The sequence below is a fragment of the Nocardioides sp. YIM B13467 genome (assembly GCF_042788075.1).
In the GTDB taxonomy this organism is placed as follows: Bacteria; Actinomycetota; Actinomycetes; order Propionibacteriales; family Nocardioidaceae; genus Nocardioides.
This window is the reverse complement of sequence record NZ_JBHZPJ010000004.1, coordinates 75,095-92,504: the sequence shown is the minus strand read 5'-3', so window position 1 is coordinate 92,504 and position 17,410 is coordinate 75,095. Positions and strand designations below refer to the sequence as shown.

The window sequence follows — 17,410 nt, the reverse complement described above, 5'->3', positions numbered from 1 at the left end:
CACTTCGTGGCCGATCGCGCCGGGCCCTGAGGCCAGTGTGTCGACGCGACTGTTGAGGACTACTCCCCTTCGCGGCTTCAGTCTAGGCGACGGGCCTGACGCCGTCCCATTCGGGCGGTCGCCGGCCGGTTCGCCGAATTCCGTCATCCAAGATCCGATCCTGGTTAGGCTGACTTCATGGACGAGGCCGGAGTGCGCGCGGTCCTCTTCGACTTGCACGACACGCTCGTCCCGAGCGGCCACCCCGCCGAGCACGCCGCGGTGGCCAGGGGGATGGGCGCGGATCTCGGAGTCGACCCCGATGCGTTCGCGGCCGCGGTCGCGGACACCTTCGACGAGCGCGTACGCGGTCTGATGGCCGATGTGCACCACACCGTGCGCTACCTGGCCCGACGGGTCGGCGGGTCCCCGACCGAGTCCCAGGTGGAGAGCGCGATCACGCGGAGGCTGAACTACTCGCTCTCCCTGCATGCCGCGACCTGGGCGCTGCCTGCGCTCAAGTCGCTGCGCAAACGAGGGTTCAAGCTCGGCCTCGTCGCCGACTGCGGGGCGGAGACGGTCGCGATCTGGCCGCAGAGCCCGCTCGCGGACCATCTGGACGCGGTCTCGTTCTCCTGCCAGACCGGCGTACGCAAGCCGGACTCGGGCGCCTACCTCGTCGCCGCGGCGGCGCTGGAGGTGCGCACCGGCGAGTGCGTCTACGTCGGTGACGGAGCCGACCACGAGCTCAGCGCCGCCGAGGCGGTCGGGATGAGGGCGGTGCGGTTCCGGTCCAGGGCGCTCGAAGAGCTCGACCGGGACGTCGCCTCCGACCTCGATCCCGACTGGAGCGGGCCGACGATCAGCGACCTGGGCGAGCTCGTCGGGATGATCGGCATCCCGGTGCCACGCGAAGGGTCCGAATCGCGGACGTTCGTCTCCGGCAATGTGGTGCCGTGGGGTTCCAAGAGATCGTCCCGCTGAGCGTCGGTCGAGGCGGGCGGCAGATGCGTCGGCATCTCTTGACGACTGTCCAGCGTGGGTCAGGGTCCCACTTCTGAGGGTCGATGTCAGCCGAATCCGGGATCCGCCGGGCTTTCGGTCCGCTCCTCGGCACGGTGCCGGAGTGCCATCGGAACGGTGTCCGATATCACACCGAACCTGTTATCTGTCTTTTGACAGGTTACGCGCCTGTCGGGCTGGCTCCATCTTCGAGGAGATCGCTCCATCAGGCGGCACCGCAGGCGGGAAATCGGCAGTAAATGGTCCTTCCCCCCTAGCGAGTTTCGACCGAAAACGGTAAGAATCGATCGACCGACAGGGAAGAATTTCTCCGACTCCGACCCCACATTTCGGACTCAGGTTTCCAACAGTCTTGGTTTGCCCCCGACGCCCTTGACCTACATGCTTACCTGTCAGTCGACAGGTTAATCATGCTTCAAGGAGGACCCGGGTGGCGCTAGCTGCAGACCACAGCACGGACACTGTGCTGAACGCACGGGCAGATGCTCGCGCGCAAGGGGGGCAGGTCAGCGACTGGATGCCGTACCTACCGGCTTCGTCGAGCCCGTTCTGTCCGGACGACGTCGACCCGGACACCCTGACGTGGGCCGAGACGGTCGCACCAGGGAACTACACCCACAAGGTCCTCGCCCGCGGTACGCGGTTCCGGCTCGAGGACCCGACCGGTGAGGCCTGCGCCCACACTCTCGTCTACAACGCGCTCGAGCCGACCGAGCGGCTCAACGTCGCGGACACCCAGAAGATCCCGTGGCAGGCCTACCTCGGTGCCGGCCACCCGCTGCTCTCCGGTGACGGCCGGGTGCTCGCCACGATCATCGCCGACACCTCGGGCCGACACGACGCGTTCTGCGGGACGAGCACCGCTGCCTGGAACGCGCTGCGCTACGGCACCGCGCTGCCCGAGGGGCCCGCGCCCGCCGGCCGTGATCTCTTCGTGAAGGCGGCCGCCAAGCACGGGCTCGGGCCGGCCGACGTACCTCCGTCGGTCTCGTTCTTCCAAGGAGTCCGGGTCGCCTCGGACGGGAGCTTCGACTGGTTCGGCTCGTCAGGAGCGGGGGCCTCGGTCGAGCTCGTGGCCGAGCTGCCCCTTCTCGTGCTGATCGCCAACGTCCCGCACCCGCGCGACCCACGTCCGGAGTACATCGTCGGGCCGCTGCGCGTGCACGCCTGGCGTACGCCGGAAACAACTCCCACCACCCCGGCGGACGAGCGTTTCGACGCCTCCCCCGAGGTTCGGCGGGCGTATCTGAACACACTCGACTATGCGGAGGCTCGGGGCCTGTGACTACCACGATCGACAACCCGGTGATGAGGCCTGTGGCGACCATTCCCGTCCCTGTGACCACCTATCTGACGCCTGACGGGCAGCTGGTCTCCAGCGTCCCGGTCGGCGCGTCGTACGCCGACAGCACTCACCTGGAGTGGGGTGACCCGCTGGTGCCGGGTGCCGTCGTGCTGGACGAGCAGGTGGCTCCGCGGGCCTCGTGGTCGGGTGTCGTACGTGCCGGGCAGGTGTTGACGATCGTCGACGTCGGTGGCAACCAGTCGGGTGACTGCCTGCTCTACAACGCGCACCACACCGACGAGCGCTACAGCGCTCCGGACACGCTCGCGTGGCAGGACAACGCCTACATCCGCACCGGGACGGTGCTGCGCAGCAACCTCGGTCGTGCCCTGATGACCGTCGTCGAGAACGAGATCGACCGCCAGGACACCATCGGCGGCGCCTGCTCGCGCGAGTCCAACACGCTGCGCTACGGCCACCACGTGATGTATCACCACGGCTGCCGGGAGAACTTCCTGACCGAGGGTGCCAAGCACGGGCTCGGCATGCGCGACATCGTCTCCAACATCAACTGGTTCATGAACGTGCCCGTCGAGGAGGACGGTGCGCTCGGCATCGTCGACGGCATGTCGGCGCCCGGGAAGCGGGTCGCGCTGCGCGCGGAGATCGACACGCTCGTGCTGATCTCCAACTGCCCGCAGATGAACAACCCCTGCAACGACTTCAACCCGACGCCCCTGCGGATGATCGTGTCCGAGCCGGACGCCGACTACGAGGCCGACGCATGACCTCTGGCCCGTCCTTCGACACCGTCCTGGTCGCCAACCGAGGGGAGATCGCCCGCCGGGTGATGCGCACCGCGCGCGAGCTCGGGATGCGTACGGTCGCGGTCTTCTCCGAGGCCGACCGAGCGGCACCACACGTGCGGGAGGCCGACGAGGCCGTCTGTCTGGGCTCCGCGCCCGCACGGGACTCCTACCTCCGTGGCGACCTGATCATCGCAGCAGCCCTGCGCACCGGCGCGGGGCTGCTCCATCCCGGCTACGGCTTCCTGTCCGAGAGCGCGGCCTTCGCCCGTGAGGTGGAGGCAGCGGGGCTTCGGTTCGTCGGGCCGACGCCCGAGCAGATCAGCGCCTTCGGCGAGAAGCACTCGGCCCGCCGGCTCGCCGAGAACGCCGGGGTGCCGATGTTGGCCGGGACGGGGTTGCTCTCCGGGCCGGACGAGGCGGCCGACGAGGCCGCCCGGATCGGGCTGCCTGTGATGGTCAAGGCGACCGGCGGCGGTGGCGGCATCGGGATGACCGCGTGCAGCTCGGAGGAGGACGTCAGGGTCGCGTTCGAGCGGGTCGCCCGGCTCGCCCAGACCAGCTTCGGCACCGCCGGTGTGTTCCTGGAGCACCTGGTGCGGCCCGCCCGCCACGTCGAGGTGCAGGTCTTCGGCGACGGGGAGGGGCAGGTCGCCGTGCTCGGCGACCGCGACTGCTCGCTGCAGCGCCGCAACCAGAAGGTGATCGAGGAGGCGCCAGCGCCTTCTCTTCCTGAGCACGTACGGACCGTCCTGCACGACTCCGCGCGTCAGCTCGCCAAGTCGGTCTCCTACCGCTCGGCCGGGACCGTGGAGTTCGTCTACGACCCGGGCCGCGAGCAGATCTCCTTCCTGGAGATGAACACCCGCCTCCAGGTCGAGCACGCGGTCACCGAGCAGGTGATGGGCATCGACATCGTCGAGCTCATGCTGCGACTCGCCCGCGACGGCGTCACCGCCCTGCCCGACGAGCTCTTCCGCAAGTGCCCCGCACCCAAGGCGTACGCCGTCGAGGCACGGGTCTACGCCGAGGACCCGGCCAAGGACTCGATGCCGTCGTCGGGCCTGGTCACGCGGGCGGTGCTCCCGGCCGCGACCGACAACGTCAGGGTCGACTCCTGGATCGAGACCGGGCTCGAGGTCTCGCCGCACTACGACCCGCTGCTCGCCAAGGTGATCGCCACCGGCGCGACCCGCGACGAGGCGCTGGACAGGCTGGGCGAGGCGCTCGCCAGCACCCGGATCGACGGGATCGTCACCAACATCTCCGCCCTGCGCGCGATGACGACGTACGCCGAGCTCCGCTCGGCCACGCACTCGACCTCGACCTTGCCCGAGCGAGCCAAGGAGGGCCGCGGCGGGGACCCCGATCCGCGCATCGACGTGCTCGACCCGGGCGTGCTCACGACCGTCCAGGACCTTCCCGGCCGGGTGGGCTACTGGCAGGTCGGCGTACCTCCCTCGGGTCCGTTCGACCCGGTCTCCTTCGCCGAGGCCAACCTGGCCGTCGGCAACCACCGGGGTGCCCCGGGCCTCGAGGTCACGGTGCCGCTGGCAACCGGCCGGGCGACGGCCGTGGGGCCGACGCTGGTCTTCTCCGATCCCGCCGTCGTCTGCGTGACCGGTGCCCCCATGCCGGTCAGCGTCGACGGCGCCCCCGTCCCGCAGTGGGAGCCGATCGAGCTCCCCGCGGGGGCGACGTTGACGCTGGGTCGAACCGGCGGGCCAGGCCTGCGGACCTACATCGCGGTCCGAGGGGGATTGGACGTACCCGACTACCTGGGCAGCGCCTCGACGTTCACGCTCGGCGGGTTCGGCGGCCACGCCGGGCGTACGCTCCAGCGCGGTGACGTGCTCCGCCCCGGAACCGCGGTCGACCCGCAGGCGCAGCCCGCGGCGACCCCGGAGTCGCGGCGGCCGGCGCTGACCAACTCCTGGGAGATCGGCGTAACCGAGGGCCCGCACGGCGCCCCGGAGTTCTTCACGCGCGCGGACCTTGACCAGCTCTACTCGGCGAGCTACCGCGTGCACCACAACTCGGCTCGCACCGGCGTACGCCTGATCGGGCCGAAACCGACCTGGGCCCGCGCCGACGGTGGCGAGGCCGGGCTGCATCCCTCGAACATCCACGACACGCCCTACACGGTGGGATCGCTCGACTTCACCGGCGACACCCCGATCATCCTCGGCCCCGACGGGCCCTCGCTGGGCGGCTTCGTCTGCCCCGCGGTGGTCGCCAGCGGCGAGCTGTGGAAGATCGGACAGCTACGCCCCGGCGACACGGTGCGGTTCGTGCCGGTGCGGGAGGGCAAGGCCGCCAGCCTGGTCAACCATCGTTCCTCGCTGACCGTGACCCGCGGGTCGGGCGGCGACGGCGACGACGGTGTGCTGGGCAGGCTGCCCGGGACGCCGGCGCGGCCGGAGGTCACCTACCGGCGCAGCGGGGACAACTCTGTGCTGGTGGAGTACGGGCCGATGACGCTCGACCTGGGGCTTCGGATGCGGGTGCACGCGCTGCAGTCGGCTCTGGCCGAGCACGCGCCCGCCGGCATCATCGACGTCACCCCGGGGATCCGGTCGCTTCAGGTGCACACCGACTCCTCGGTGCTGCGGGCCGGTCAGGTCGCCGGGCTGCTGCGCGAGCTGGAGGAGGACCTCCCGGCCACCTCGGAGCTGACCGTGCCCTCGCGGCGGGTGCGGCTGCCGCTCTCCTGGGACGACCCGGCGACCCGGGAGGCGATCGAGCGCTACACCGCAGGCGTACGCGACGACGCGCCGTGGGCGCCGTGGAACATCGAGTTCATCCGCCGGATCAACGGGCTCGGCTCGGTCGAGGAGGTCCATCGGACCGTGTTCGACGCGACGTACCTGGTGCTCGGGCTGGGCGACGTCTATCTGGGCGCGCCCGTCGCGACACCGCTGGACCCGCGGCACCGGCTGGTGACGACGAAGTACAACCCGGCGCGCACCTGGACGGCGGAGAACTCCGTCGGCATCGGCGGCGCGTACATGTGCATCTACGGGATGGAGGGGCCGGGCGGATATCAGCTGGTCGGCCGGACCACTCAGGTCTTCAACCGATTTCGGCGCTCGACGTCGGCCGGTGGGCTCTTCCACGACGACCCGTGGGCGCTGCGGTTCTTCGACCGGATCGAGTGGTATCCCGTCTCCGCCGACGAGCTCCTGGAGCTGCGGGCGGAGGTCGACGCCGGGCGTGGCGAGTTCGAGACCGAGGAGGGCACCTTCTCGATCAAGGAGTACGACCGCTTCCTGACCGCCAACGCGGACTCGATCGCAGGTTTCCGTGACCAGCAGTCCGCTGCCTTCGAGGAGGAGCGCGAGCGCTGGAAGGCCGCCGGGGAGTTCGACATCTGCGACCGCATCGACGCGCGGGGCGAACCGTCGGAGGTCGAGGTGCCGGAGGGGTGCGTGCAGGTGACCGCGCCGTTCACCTCGACCGTCTGGAAGGTCGTCGCGAGTCGCGGTGCGCGGTTGACCCAGGACGCGCCGCTGATGGTCGTCGAGGCGATGAAGATGGAGGCGAGCGTCCCGGTTCCGGTCGCCGGCGAGGTGGTCGAGGTCTACGTGAAGCCGGGCGAGCAGATCGTCCCGGGGCAGGTCATCGCCGCGGTGCGACCGCTCGACGGGCTCGGCTCTTGATCCATTCACTTCCGGGAGGTGCGGTCGCTCGCGCCACCGAGGCCCTGGACCGCATCGAGGCGTCGGATCGTCCTGAGATCTGGATCTCGCTGCGTACGCGTGACGACCTTCTCGAGGAGGCCGCCGCGATCGACGCGAAGGTGGCCAGTGGAGAGGTCCTGCCGCTGGCCGGACGCCTGCTGGCGGTCAAGGACAACATCGACGTCCGCGGCCTGCCGACGACCGCCGGAGCTCCCTCGTTCGCCTACCCGCCCACCGCTGACGCCACTGCGGTCGCCCGGTTGCGAGCCGCCGGGGCGCTGGTCGTGGGGAAGACCAACCTGGACCAGTTCGCGACCGGCCTGGTCGGCACCCGCAGCCCGTACGGAGCGGTCCGCAATGCCTGGGATCCGAGCCGGATCTCGGGCGGATCCTCCTCGGGTTCGGCGGTCGCGGTCGCCCTCGGTCTGGTCGACCTCGCGCTGGGGACCGACACCGCGGGCTCCGGTCGGGTGCCGGCGGCGCTCAACGGCATCGTCGGGGTGAAGCCGTCGCGCGGGCTGGTGCCGGTCACCGGCGTCGTACCCGCCTGCTACACGCTCGACTGCGTCACCGTCTTCGCCCGGGATCTCGGATCTGCCCGGGCGGCCGCGGAGCTGATGGCCGGCCCCGACCCGTCGGACCCGTTGTCACGTACGTTGCCGGCGGATGCCGGGCTGCCGCCGGCGCCGAGAGTCGCGGTGCCGACGGGCGAGCATCTCGACGGGCTCGCTCCGGGGTGGGCCGCAGCCTTCCGGGCCGTGGTCGCGCGGCTGGCCGACGCCGGGGTCGAGATCGTCGAGACCGACATCTCGCCGTTGCTCGAGGCCGCCAGGCTGCTCTACGACGGCGCCTTCGTCGCCGAGAGGTACGCCGCGGTGGGCTCCCACCTCGAAGCCAACCGCGACCTCATCGGGACCGACCTCGACCCGACGGTCGCCGAGATCGTGCTCGCCGGGGCGTCGGCCAGCGCAGCCGACTGGGCACGCGACGTGGCCCACCTGGCGCGCCTGGGGGCGGCGGGGAGAGAGGCCCTGGCGGGCTGCTCGGCGTTGCTGACGCCGACGACGACGTGGCATCCGACGCTGGCCGAGGTGGCCGCGGATCCGGTCGGCGCGAACGCCCGCCTGGGCCGCTACACGAACTTCGCGAACCTGCTCGACATGGCCTCGCTCGCGATCCCGGCCGGCCAGGTCGGCGGGCTGCCTTTCGGTGTGATGCTGACCGGGGCCGCCGGCCGCGACCGCACCCTGGCCGCGCTCGGCCACACGCTGCTCAGTCCCTGTGTCGATCTCTTCGTGGTCGGCGCGCACCTGGCGGGACAGCCGCTCAACCACCAGCTGGTCGAGGCCGGCGCGACGCTGCTGCGCCCGGTGTCGACCTCTGCCGACTACCGGCTGTTCGCGCTCGAGACGGTGCCGCCCAAGCCCGGACTGGTCCGGGTGGGTGCCACCGGGAACGGGGTGCCGATCGAGGGCGAGCTGTGGCGCGTCCCGGCCGCGGGCTTCGGTACGTTCGTGGGTGGCGTACCTGCTCCGATGGTCATCGGAAAGGTCACGCTGTCAGACAGCTCCACGGTTTCGGGATTTCTCGTCGAGCCTTTTGCGGTCGAAAAGGCTGCTGATATCTCCGCGCACGGTGGTTGGCGCCGTTACCGGTCTGAGCAGGGCCTTTAACGTTCTTCGTGGATATCTGTTACGGGACCGGGGTCATTCCTCCAGGTGGCACACGACTCTGTTCACGGGCCGAATCCCCCGTCACACTAGGCAGAATTCCGCCAGCATTATCGCCCCGGGAGGATGCTGTGCCGCGCCTATCGGTTCGTCATGCCATACACTTTGTTGACAGGGAATTCAACCCTCCTGTGGGACTTTCGACTCTGTTCTTTAGGGGAAGAAGACTCTTTCGAATCTTCCCCGAAACTCGGGAGGCCGCTTAGATGGCGTACATGACAACTAGGCGTTCTCGGCCCGGCCGCCCCAGGCATGTGCCCGATTCGGGTACCGCCTCACCCCGTGACCAGATCCTCGATGCCGCTGCGCGACTCTTCGTGTCCCAGGGCTTCGCGGCGACGTCCACCCGCGAGATCGCCGACCAGGTCGGCATCCGTCAGGCCTCTCTCTACTACCACTTCGCAGGCAAGGACGAGATCCTTGTCGAGCTGCTCCGTAAGTCGGTTCGTCCGACCACGGACAAGGTCGACAAGATCCGCAACCAGGTGCCACCGCTCGATTATGAAACGGCTCTTTATCTGCTGGTTCTCGTCGACGTACGCACGCTTGCCGATGTGGATCACAACGTCGGAATGCTCTACATGCTGCCTGATGTGACCAACGGCGAGGTCTACACCGAGTTCCGCCAGGAGCACGAAGAGCTCGCTGCTGCCTACGCCGATCTGGCCAGCAAGGTGGCCTCGGAGAAGGTGCTCGAGGGCGTCAGTCTGAAGCAGCTGGGCAACATGCTCATCCAGCAGGTCGAAGGCGTCATCAGCATGCGCGCCGAGATGATCACCAAGGACACGGTCCGGAGGATCACGTGCCCGGAGGCGTGGGCGATCGCTTCCTCGTGCCTGCGGATCTGCGGTGTCAGCCAGGACAAGATCCAAGCTGCGAACGCGGTCGCCGTGGACATGCTCGACGACTTCCTCGAGGACAGGGTTCGCGAGCCCGCCTGACAAGGCAGGCTGACAAGTCGGTAACTGGTGGGTAGGGCTTGCGCGTGTGAGTTGCCCTGTTGAGGCTTGAACGACACACTTTCCGAGCCCGTTGCCCGCTTCCCCACCGCGAGGACCCCACACGTGTGCATTGACCCTTCCGGAGGCCGCTGATGGCCCGGAAGCAGACAGCCATCCTCTCCGTCACGCGCGGGGTCACGACACTCAACGGCCTGGTGGTGGATCGTCCGTGGGGCGAGGACCCGCACCAGGCAGGCATACGCGCCGTGCGGGAACAGCTCGCCGGCCCGAGCCGCAAGCCGGTCCAGGTCGTCGCCACCGACGACGAGGCCCGCGTCCGGATGGTCGTCCATCCCGACGGGCAGGTCACCGATGTCGAGACGCTCGAGGTCTTCGGGAGCTACGGCTCGCCCGACGACGTACCCGGCGCGGCCTGGCTCCCCGCCGGCGCTGGGCCCGTGATCGTCCAGGGCGTCGTCGAGCCGGACCCCGAACCCGAGCCGTACGTGCCACCCGTCCTGGCTGTTCCGGCGCCGGCTGTCGAGCCACCGCCTGCGCCCGAACCACCGCCTGCGCCCGAGCCGGACCCTGAGCCTGAGCCGGAACCTGAGCCCGAGCCGGAGCCAGCGCCCGAGCCAGCGCCGCCCCCGGCACCGGTTCCGCCTCCGGCACCTGTGCCGGTCCCGATGCCTGAACCGGACCCGGACCCGGAACCGGACCCGGAACCAGAGCCGGAACCAGAGCCGGAAGCGGAACTCGAGGCAGAGCCCGGACCAGAGCGAGGAACCCCCGCCAGGAGGGCCGTCGCCGGACCGTTGGTGCCGCTGCACCACCTGGAATCGACCCCCTACCGGCGGTCGCGGATGACGCGTCGCGGCCGGGTGGTGCTGGTCGTCCTCGCCATCCTGCTGCTGATCCTGATCTATGAGGTCGTACGCGGCGTCGTCACCGGTTCCGACGCGGACTCCTCCGACAAGAAGGAGCCGCAGAGCCAGCAGTCGGCGCCGAGCGCGGGGGCCAGCGACGAGGCCCCCTCGGAGGCGCCCTCGCCGAGCGCGTCGGCGTCCTCGGTCCGCGTCGAGCCGACGCCGACTCCCACGCCGACTCCGAAGCCCAAGCCGACCAAGAAGCCGGCGCCCGAGCCGACCAGGACGCTGTCGGTCGAGGCGATCGCGATGACCGAGGCCATCGGGCTGCGGATCGACGCCAGCAGGTTGCCGGTGACGGCCACGATCGCGATGGATCCATGGGGTGCGCCGGAGCGGTTCACGCGTACTGTCACGATCACCGAGCCCAACCAGCTCGTCGTGGTCAAGCCGGTCGCCTCCGGGCACGCGGAGTGGAGCGTCCGGGTCGACGGTGCCAGGAAGGTAACCGGCTACACCCACTCCTGGCCCAAGGGCGATCGCGAGTTCGTGCGGCGCTGACTGGCCTGGGCTGAATTGCTACCACGGTCGGATGTGGCGGCCTCCGGTGCGGCGTACGCTGCATGAGAACGTGTTCCTGCGCCTCGGAGGTCTCGCATGCCGCTCAAGATCACGCCGCCCGTCGGCACCCGCACGATAGCCGGCCGGACGCTTGGCTGGACGCTGGGCACGGTGGAGCGCACCGCCAAGCAGGGCGTGCGCTGGGCGCTGGGGCACGGGTTGCCGCGTACGGCCATCGTCCGGTCCGCCAGGAAGGGCGATCTCCAGGGCGACCTGATCCTGAGTGGGCCCGGGTCGCACACCTTCGACCTGGTCGACCTGTTCGAGGAGTTCCGTGCGCGTGGGCCGCTCTACCAGGGCGGGTTCAGCCACCTCGCGGTCGACCACGAGGTCATCAAGGAGGTCCTGACCAGCAACGACTTCATCACCGGTTTCTTCGCGCCCGACGAGTCGGGCACCGGCCTGCTGGCGAGGGCGGCGAACTGGTCGGCCAGTGACGTCTTCGCCCCGCTCCAGCCGCCGTCGCTGCTGGCGACCGAGCCGCCGGAGCACACCCGCTACCGCAAGCTGGTCACCCGTGTCTTCACGGTGCGTGCGGTCGAGAAGCTGCGCGCTCGCACCGAGGAGATCGCCCGGGAGCTGCTCGACGACCTCGAGAAGGAGGCCGCGTCGGGAGCCGACGTCGACCTGGTCACCCGCTACTGCGGGCTGCTGCCGATCACGGTGATCTCCGAGGTGCTCGGTGTCCCCGTCGAACTGCGCGAACGCATGCTCGAGCTCGGCAAGGGCGCGGCGCTGAGCCTCGACATCGGGCTGGGCTGGCGCACCTTCCGCGACATGGAGGCCTCGCTGGAGGAGTTCGACACCTGGCTCCGTGGCCATCTCGAGTATCTCGCCGAGAATCCTGGCGACGACCTGCTCAGCCAGCTCGTGGCGCTGCGCGACGACGGCGACCGGCTCAGCGAGCGGGAGCTGCGGGCGATCGCCGGGCTGGTCTTCGCGGCCGGCTTCGAGACCACCGTGAACCTGATCGGCAACGGCATCGCGCTGCTCCACGACAACCCCGATCAGCTCGAGGTGCTCAAGGCGCAGCCCGACCTCTGGTCGAACGCCTCCGACGAGATCCTGCGGCTCGACCCGCCTGTGCTGCTCACCGGCCGGGTGGCCCGGCGCGACTCCACCATCGCCGGCCAGGCGATCCCACGCGGCACGATCATCAACACCGTGCTGGCCGCCGCCAACCGCGACCCGGCCGTCTTCACCGACCCGCACACCTTCGACGTCACCCGCGAGAACGCCCGCGACCACCTCTCCTTCTCCAGCGGCCGCCACTTCTGCCTCGGCGCCGCCCTGGCCCGGATGGAGGGCGAGATCGGTCTCCGCCTCCTCTTCGAGCGCTTCCCCGGCCTCGAGCTCGTCGGCGACCGCGAACGCCACCCCACGCGTATCCTCCGCGGCTACTCGCATCTCCCCGCCCGCCTCAGCTGACCCGCCGAGAGGTCAGGTACGTCGGTCGAGACGTCACTCCCGTCGGCCGAGACGGCACCTCGGTGCCACCTCGGCCGACGCCGGTGACGTCTCGGCGTTCAGCGCGCGGCTGCGTCGAGGAGTCGCTGGCCGAGGACGGCTACGCAGCGGCGTACCTCGTCGCCTTCGACCACCCGGAAGGGGACCGCGCGGCGGGCGAGCTCCTGGGCGTACCACGCCGGGCTGTTGGTGCTCCCGACGAGACGGCAGTGGCCGTCGTCGATCGGCTCGAGGCGGCCCAGGACGCGCGGAAGATATCGGTCGACCTGCGCGAACGGGGCGTCGAAGACGACCTCGACCGCATAGGCCCAGCCCTCGCCGAGGTGTTCCTCGACCTCGGTGACGGGGTCGATCTCGGGACGTACGAAGCTGGTCTCCTCGATGTCGACGGCGCCCATGCGGTCGACTCGGAGCACCCGGCGCGCGTCGGCGGTGTGCGACCAGCAGAGGAGATACCAGCGGGCGTGGCGCACGACGACCGCCCATGGGTCGACGACCATCTTGCGCTCGTTGCCGTTCTCGGTCGTGTAGGCGATGGTGGTGCGCCGCCGGGAGTCGCAGGCCTGGACCAGGCTGGTGGTGACGTCGGGATCGGGCGAGACGGCGCTCTGGTCGGGAACGGCTGAGATCGTACGTCGCACCGCGGCCACGGTCTGGGACAGCGACTCGGGCAGCACCCGGCCGATCTTGCCGACCGCGCTCCCGACCGGACCGGTGGCGTCGGCGATGTCGTGGTGACCGTCGAGCAGGGCCATCACCAGACCGAGCGCCTCCGCGGTGGTGAAGATGAGCGGCGTACGCATCCCTCGGCCGAGGCGATAGCCGCCGTAGGGACCGCGCTCGGACTCGACCGGGATCCCCGCCTCCCGCAGGATCGCGACATAGCGCCGGGCCGCGCGCTCGGTGACCCGCAGCCGCTCGCCCAGACGCTCGGCGGTGATGCCGGGGGAGGACTGCAGCAGCTCGAGGGTGAGCAGCGCCCGAGCGGTCGGGCTCTCGTCATGTCCCATCGTGGCGGCTCCCGGAAGTAGTTCGTCCGGATTCACATTAGTCCGTCACTTCCAGCGCGGTGGGTCCCGTACCCTTACCGGCATATGAGACTTCTGCTGATCAGACACGGCCAGACCCCGAGCAACGTCTCGGGGGCGCTCGACACTGCCTTCCCGGGGGCGGGGTTGACCGAGCTCGGACTCTCCCAGGCCGCGGCAGTGCCGGATGCGCTGGCGGGGGAGCGGATCGCGGGTCTGTACACCTCCCGGCTGGTGCGTACGCAGCTGACCGCCGAGCCGCTCGCCAACCGGCTCGGGTTGCCGGTCGTCGTGCAGGAGGGGTTCGAGGAGATCAGTGCCGGCCACCTGGAGATGGCCACCGACAAGGAGTCGGTGACGGCCTATCTCGAGGCGCTCGGCGACTGGATCCGCGGCACGCTCGAGACCCCGGTCCCGGGAGGCGAGGCCGGCCATGAGTTCCTGGCGCGCTACGACGCCGCGGTGCAGTCCGTGGTCAAGCAGCACGATCCCGATGACACCGTCGCGATCGTCTCGCACGGTGCGGCGATCCGGATGTGGACCGGACTGCGCACCACGCGGTCGCCCGCCTTCGGCGACGACAACCGGATCCGCAACACCGGCCTCGCGGTCGTCGAGGGCAGCCTGGAGGAGGGCTGGACGACGATCAGCTGGAACAACGACCCTCTGGGCGGTGCGCACCTGATCGGCGACGGCTTTTGATCCTCCGCTCGCTCCTGCTGTTCGTGCTGGCCGCGATCGCCGAGATCGGTGGCGCCTGGTTGGTCTGGCAGGGACTGCGGGAGCATCGCGGCTGGCTCTGGGTGGGCGCCGGCTTCATCTCGCTCGGCCTCTACGGCATCGTCGCCACGCTGCAGCCCGATGCCCACTTCGGGCGGATCCTGGCAGCGTACGGCGGTGTCTTCGTCGTCGGCTCGATCGCGTGGGGGATGGCGATGGACGGCTACCGGCCCGATCGCTGGGACATCGCCGGTGCTGCGATGTGCCTCGCCGGGATGGGCGTGATCATGTATGCGCCGCGTGGGTGAGGATGGCGCCATGGCCTCCGATGAAGACTCCCCGCGCACCTTCGTCCCGGTACCTCCGGAGGAGCGGCCACGCCGCACCCGGAGCACGGTCCGAGTGCTCCTGATCGACGACCGCGACCGGATCCTGCTCTTCGCCGACTCGGACCCGGGCGTCCCGGGAGCGCGCTGGTGGATCACGCCAGGCGGCGGCATCGATCCGGGCGAGAGCGAGCGAATCGCCGCGGTGCGCGAGCTCGAGGAGGAGACCGGCCTCCGGGTCACCGAGGCCGACCTGCTCGGGCCGACGATGCGGCGCACCGTGGTGCACGGCTACAGCGACGTGGTCATCGACCAGGACGACGTCTTCTACGCGTGCTGGGTGCCGGCCTTCGAGGTCTCCACCGCAGGCCACACCGAGGAGGAGCTGCTCACCATGGCCGAGCACCGTTGGTGGACGCGCGAGGAGCTTGCCGCGACCGACGAGGAGATCTGGCCGGCGGTGCTGCTCGACCTGTGGAAGGACGCCGACGTACGCCGCGACGCGGCCGCCTCCGATCCTGCCGATGGCGGATGGGTGGAGGAGTCGTCGGTCCCGGCCTGACGTCCGGGCTCTGGAAATGCCGCAGCCGACCATCCCCCTCGATGGTCGGCTGCGGTCTTGCGAGATCCGGTCGACATCCCTCGGTGCGACGAGATCCCTCGCGTGTGCCGTCCGCTCGAGCGTGAATCCCCCGATCCCGCTCGAGCGACGACACTCAGTCCGTGGTGCGGCCCCCCGACCGCGCCCTGGCCCTCCCCCTCAGTAGGCCCAGGGCGTCCACCCACAGCATCAGGCTGTGTACGACGGACCGAAGATGTAGGCGCATGGTCAGCGGAAGGCGCCGAGCGCGACGATGCCGGTGGCTGCCACGGCGGCGACGCCGAACATCGTGGTGCCGACGGCCGGCGGCATCCCGCCGCGGTGCTTGTGCTCGGACGGGTCGGGCTTGCGGAGGCTGCGGACGGCGTCGAGGACGTTGTTGCGGATCGACTCGACGGCGGTCAGGTCACTGCGGTGACGTGCGGTGATCGTGGTGGTAGCCATGGGAGTTCCTCTTCTCGGCGGACGGCGCTGGCCTCCGTTGTCCGGCGGCCTTCACGTGGATGGAACGGAGTCACGGGGAGGTCATGACGCAGCTTTTCGCCACATTGAAGTTAAAGAAAATCCACAACTGAGAAACATCGCTCAAGACCCGTACGCTGCGCGTCATGACCACGACGTTGGTGGAGATCACTCGGGAGTGGGGCCGGATCGGCGTCATCGGGTTCGGCGGTCCGCCCGCCCACATCCGGCTGCTGCGCGAGGCCGTCGTCGAGCGCCGCGGCTGGGTGGAGCCGGAGGAGTTCGAGGACGCGATCGCGACCTGCAACCTGCTTCCCGGACCGTCCTCGACGCAGCTGGCCATCTTCACCGCCTGGCGGGTCCGCGGAGCGCTCGGCGCGCTGGTCGGCGGGCTCGCGTTCATCCTGCCGGGTCTGGTGCTGATCCTCGCCCTGGCGGCGCTGTTCCTGGGCGACCCGCCCGCGTGGGTGCTGGGTGCGGGCGCCGGTGCCGGTGCGGCGGTCGCTGCGGTCGCGGTCCAGGCGGGCTGGGCGCTGGTGCCCTCCTCCTACGAGCGGACCCCGTCGCGTCCGCGATGGATCCTCTACGCCGTCGTCGGCACCGTCGCCGCCGCGACCACCGGGGCCTGGGTCGTCCTCGTGCTCGTGGGCGCGGGGCTCGTCGAGGTGGCGATGCGGAGGCCGTGGCGTACGAACTCCTTCCAGTCCGTCCTCACGGTGCCTGTCCTGGCCCAGGGAGCGCTCACCGCCGCGGTGGCAGCGCCGCTGGCGTGGACGGCCTTCAAGGTCGGCGCACTGTCGTACGGCGGCGGGTTCGTGATCATCCCGCTGATGCAGTCCGATGCGGTCGATCGCTACGGCTGGATGAGCGACGCCGAGTTCCTCAACGCGGTCGCGCTCGGGCAGATCACCCCGGGTCCGGTCGTCCACACCGTCGCGGTCGTCGGGTTCGCGGCCGCCGGACTCCTCGGGGCGCTGGGTGCTGCCGTGATCGCGTTCGGGCCGTCGTTCGTGATGATCATCGCGGGCGGACGGCACTTCGAGGCGCTGCGCTCCTCGCCGCTCGCCCGCGCGTTCCTCGACGGCGCCGGGCCGGCTGCCATCGGTGCCATCCTCGGATCGGCGGTCCCGCTGGCACTGGCGACGAGCGAATGGTGGCAGTGGGTGGTGCTGGCTGCCGCCGGCGTACTCCTGCTGCTGCTCAAGCGTGGGGTGGTGCTCACGCTGTTGCTCGCGGCAGGGGTCGGGGTCGTCGTGGCTCTCGCCGGTGGGCCGCTGCCCTAGAGGTAGAGCCCGCCGGAGGAGTCGCCGTGGTCGTGCTGGCCGCCCTGCTGCGGCCCGCCCTGGCCGGGGGTCGGCTGACCCTCGGGGGAGAGGCTCACACCCGGCGGCAGGCCCTTGCGGATCTGCTCGAACTGGGCGCGCGCGGCGACCTGCTGGGCGTAGATGGCGGTCTGGATGCCGTGGAAGAGACCCTCGAGCCAGCCGACCAGCTGCGCCTGCGCGATCCGCAGCTCACCCTCGGACGGCGTCTGCTGCTCGGCGAACGGCAGCGAGAGCCGCTCCAGCTCCTCGACCAACTCGGGTGCGAGCCCGGACTCGAGCTCCTTTATCGAGGCCTGGTGGATCTCACGGAGCCGGTTGCGGGAGGCCTCGTCGAGCGGGGCGGCCTTCACCTCCTCGAGCAGCTGGCGGATCATCGAACCGATCCGCATCACCTTCGCGGGCTGCTCCACGAGGTCGGTCACATCGCGCTCTTCGTCCCCGTTGGCCTCCGGTGCGGTGGCGTCCTTGAGTACGTCGGCGGGCACCGCGATCGGCTGCCCGTCGGGTCCGATGACCACGACTTCCCCGGTCTGCTCCTGCGTCATGCGCT

15 protein-coding genes are annotated in these 17,410 nt (G+C 70.1%); 12 read left to right on the top strand and 3 right to left on the bottom strand.

Annotation, left to right across the window (positions count from 1 at the left end):
* Positions 1-177 precede the first annotated feature (177 nt).
* From ACFX43_RS01395 to ACFX43_RS01360, 8 genes are all read left to right on the top strand, one after another.
* Positions 178-963, top strand: coding sequence for an HAD family hydrolase (locus ACFX43_RS01395; RefSeq protein WP_378816073.1), 786 nt, complete (start codon positions 178-180; stop codon positions 961-963).
* A 469-nt stretch (positions 964-1,432) separates the two neighbouring features.
* On the top strand, positions 1,433-2,287 hold the full coding sequence (locus tag ACFX43_RS01390) for an urea amidolyase associated protein UAAP1 (protein ID WP_378816071.1): 855 nt from the start codon (positions 1,433-1,435) through the stop codon (positions 2,285-2,287).
* Positions 2,284-3,075 carry an urea amidolyase associated protein UAAP2 gene (locus ACFX43_RS01385; RefSeq protein WP_378816069.1) on the top strand — a complete coding sequence of 264 codons (792 nt, stop codon included), beginning with the start codon at positions 2,284-2,286 and terminating at the stop codon, positions 3,073-3,075. The genes ACFX43_RS01390 and ACFX43_RS01385 overlap by 4 nt, the downstream gene beginning before the upstream one ends.
* Positions 3,072-6,752, top strand: coding sequence for an urea carboxylase (gene uca, locus ACFX43_RS01380; RefSeq protein WP_378816067.1), 3,681 nt, complete (start codon positions 3,072-3,074; stop codon positions 6,750-6,752). The genes ACFX43_RS01385 and uca overlap by 4 nt, the downstream gene beginning before the upstream one ends.
* Positions 6,749-8,446 carry an allophanate hydrolase gene (atzF, locus tag ACFX43_RS01375; RefSeq protein WP_378816065.1) on the top strand — a complete coding sequence of 566 codons (1,698 nt, stop codon included), beginning with the start codon at positions 6,749-6,751 and terminating at the stop codon, positions 8,444-8,446. The genes uca and atzF overlap by 4 nt, the downstream gene beginning before the upstream one ends.
* 311 nt (positions 8,447-8,757) lie before the next feature.
* On the top strand, positions 8,758-9,444 hold the full coding sequence (locus ACFX43_RS01370) for a TetR/AcrR family transcriptional regulator (RefSeq protein ID WP_378816063.1): 687 nt from the start codon (positions 8,758-8,760) through the stop codon (positions 9,442-9,444).
* A 152-nt stretch (positions 9,445-9,596) separates the two neighbouring features.
* Positions 9,597-10,871 (top strand): hypothetical protein, encoded by a 1,275-nt coding sequence (locus ACFX43_RS01365; protein WP_378816061.1) that lies wholly within the window; start codon positions 9,597-9,599, stop codon positions 10,869-10,871.
* Between the two features lie 96 nt (positions 10,872-10,967).
* A complete protein-coding gene (locus tag ACFX43_RS01360; protein WP_378816059.1) occupies positions 10,968-12,359 on the top strand; it encodes a cytochrome P450 in 1,392 nt (463 codons plus the stop codon).
* A gap of 98 nt (positions 12,360-12,457) precedes the next feature.
* On the opposite strand, the gene ACFX43_RS01355 is transcribed toward ACFX43_RS01360, so the two are convergent.
* Positions 12,458-13,408 carry a helix-turn-helix transcriptional regulator gene (locus ACFX43_RS01355; RefSeq protein WP_378816057.1) on the bottom strand — a complete coding sequence of 317 codons (951 nt, stop codon included), beginning with the start codon at positions 13,406-13,408 and terminating at the stop codon, positions 12,458-12,460.
* A gap of 84 nt (positions 13,409-13,492) precedes the next feature.
* Between ACFX43_RS01355 and ACFX43_RS01350 the strand changes: the two genes are divergently transcribed.
* Genes ACFX43_RS01350 through ACFX43_RS01340 form a run of 3 tightly spaced genes read left to right on the top strand, consistent with a single transcriptional unit; the run spans position 13,493 to position 15,034 of the window.
* The gene (locus tag ACFX43_RS01350) at positions 13,493-14,128 is read left to right on the top strand and encodes a histidine phosphatase family protein (protein WP_378816055.1); all 636 of its coding nucleotides are present in this window, start codon (positions 13,493-13,495) and stop codon (positions 14,126-14,128) included.
* Entirely contained in the window at positions 14,125-14,454 is a 330-nt protein-coding gene (locus ACFX43_RS01345; RefSeq protein ID WP_378816053.1) for a YnfA family protein, read from the top strand. The genes ACFX43_RS01350 and ACFX43_RS01345 overlap by 4 nt, the downstream gene beginning before the upstream one ends.
* 10 nt (positions 14,455-14,464) lie before the next feature.
* Positions 14,465-15,034 (top strand): NUDIX hydrolase, encoded by a 570-nt coding sequence (locus ACFX43_RS01340; RefSeq protein WP_378816051.1) that lies wholly within the window; start codon positions 14,465-14,467, stop codon positions 15,032-15,034.
* A gap of 267 nt (positions 15,035-15,301) precedes the next feature.
* On the opposite strand, the gene ACFX43_RS01335 is transcribed toward ACFX43_RS01340, so the two are convergent.
* The gene (locus tag ACFX43_RS01335; RefSeq protein ID WP_378816049.1) at positions 15,302-15,517 is read right to left on the bottom strand and encodes a hypothetical protein; all 216 of its coding nucleotides are present in this window, start codon (positions 15,515-15,517) and stop codon (positions 15,302-15,304) included.
* 164 nt (positions 15,518-15,681) lie between these two features.
* Here ACFX43_RS01335 and chrA point away from each other — a divergent pair, with 164 nt between their 5' ends.
* Positions 15,682-16,818, top strand: coding sequence for a chromate efflux transporter (gene chrA, locus ACFX43_RS01330; RefSeq protein WP_378816047.1), 1,137 nt, complete (start codon positions 15,682-15,684; stop codon positions 16,816-16,818).
* Here the strand turns inward: chrA and ACFX43_RS01325 are convergent.
* Positions 16,815-17,405 carry a bacterial proteasome activator family protein gene (locus ACFX43_RS01325; protein WP_378816045.1) on the bottom strand — a complete coding sequence of 197 codons (591 nt, stop codon included), beginning with the start codon at positions 17,403-17,405 and terminating at the stop codon, positions 16,815-16,817. The two genes, chrA and ACFX43_RS01325, sit on opposite strands and share 4 nt — an antisense overlap.
* Positions 17,406-17,410: the final 5 nt, after the last annotated feature.

What these genes read in the sequence shown, in the direction of transcription:
- ACFX43_RS01395 (WP_378816073.1), top strand. Translation starts at nt 178, where the DNA reads ATGGACGAGGCCGGAGTGCGCGCGGTCCTCTTCGACTTGCACGACACG.
- uca (WP_378816067.1), top strand. Translation starts at nt 3,072, where the DNA reads ATGACCTCTGGCCCGTCCTTCGACACCGTCCTGGTCGCCAACCGAGGG.
- ACFX43_RS01365 (WP_378816061.1), top strand. Translation starts at nt 9,597, where the DNA reads ATGGCCCGGAAGCAGACAGCCATCCTCTCCGTCACGCGCGGGGTCACG.
- ACFX43_RS01360 (WP_378816059.1), top strand. Translation starts at nt 10,968, where the DNA reads ATGCCGCTCAAGATCACGCCGCCCGTCGGCACCCGCACGATAGCCGGC.
- ACFX43_RS01355 (WP_378816057.1), bottom strand. Translation starts at nt 13,408, where the DNA reads ATGGGACATGACGAGAGCCCGACCGCTCGGGCGCTGCTCACCCTCGAG.
- ACFX43_RS01350 (WP_378816055.1), top strand. Translation starts at nt 13,493, where the DNA reads ATGAGACTTCTGCTGATCAGACACGGCCAGACCCCGAGCAACGTCTCG.
- ACFX43_RS01340 (WP_378816051.1), top strand. Translation starts at nt 14,465, where the DNA reads ATGGCCTCCGATGAAGACTCCCCGCGCACCTTCGTCCCGGTACCTCCG.
- ACFX43_RS01335 (WP_378816049.1), bottom strand. Translation starts at nt 15,517, where the DNA reads ATGGCTACCACCACGATCACCGCACGTCACCGCAGTGACCTGACCGCC.
- chrA (WP_378816047.1), top strand. Translation starts at nt 15,682, where the DNA reads ATGACCACGACGTTGGTGGAGATCACTCGGGAGTGGGGCCGGATCGGC.
- ACFX43_RS01325 (WP_378816045.1), bottom strand. Translation starts at nt 17,405, where the DNA reads ATGACGCAGGAGCAGACCGGGGAAGTCGTGGTCATCGGACCCGACGGG.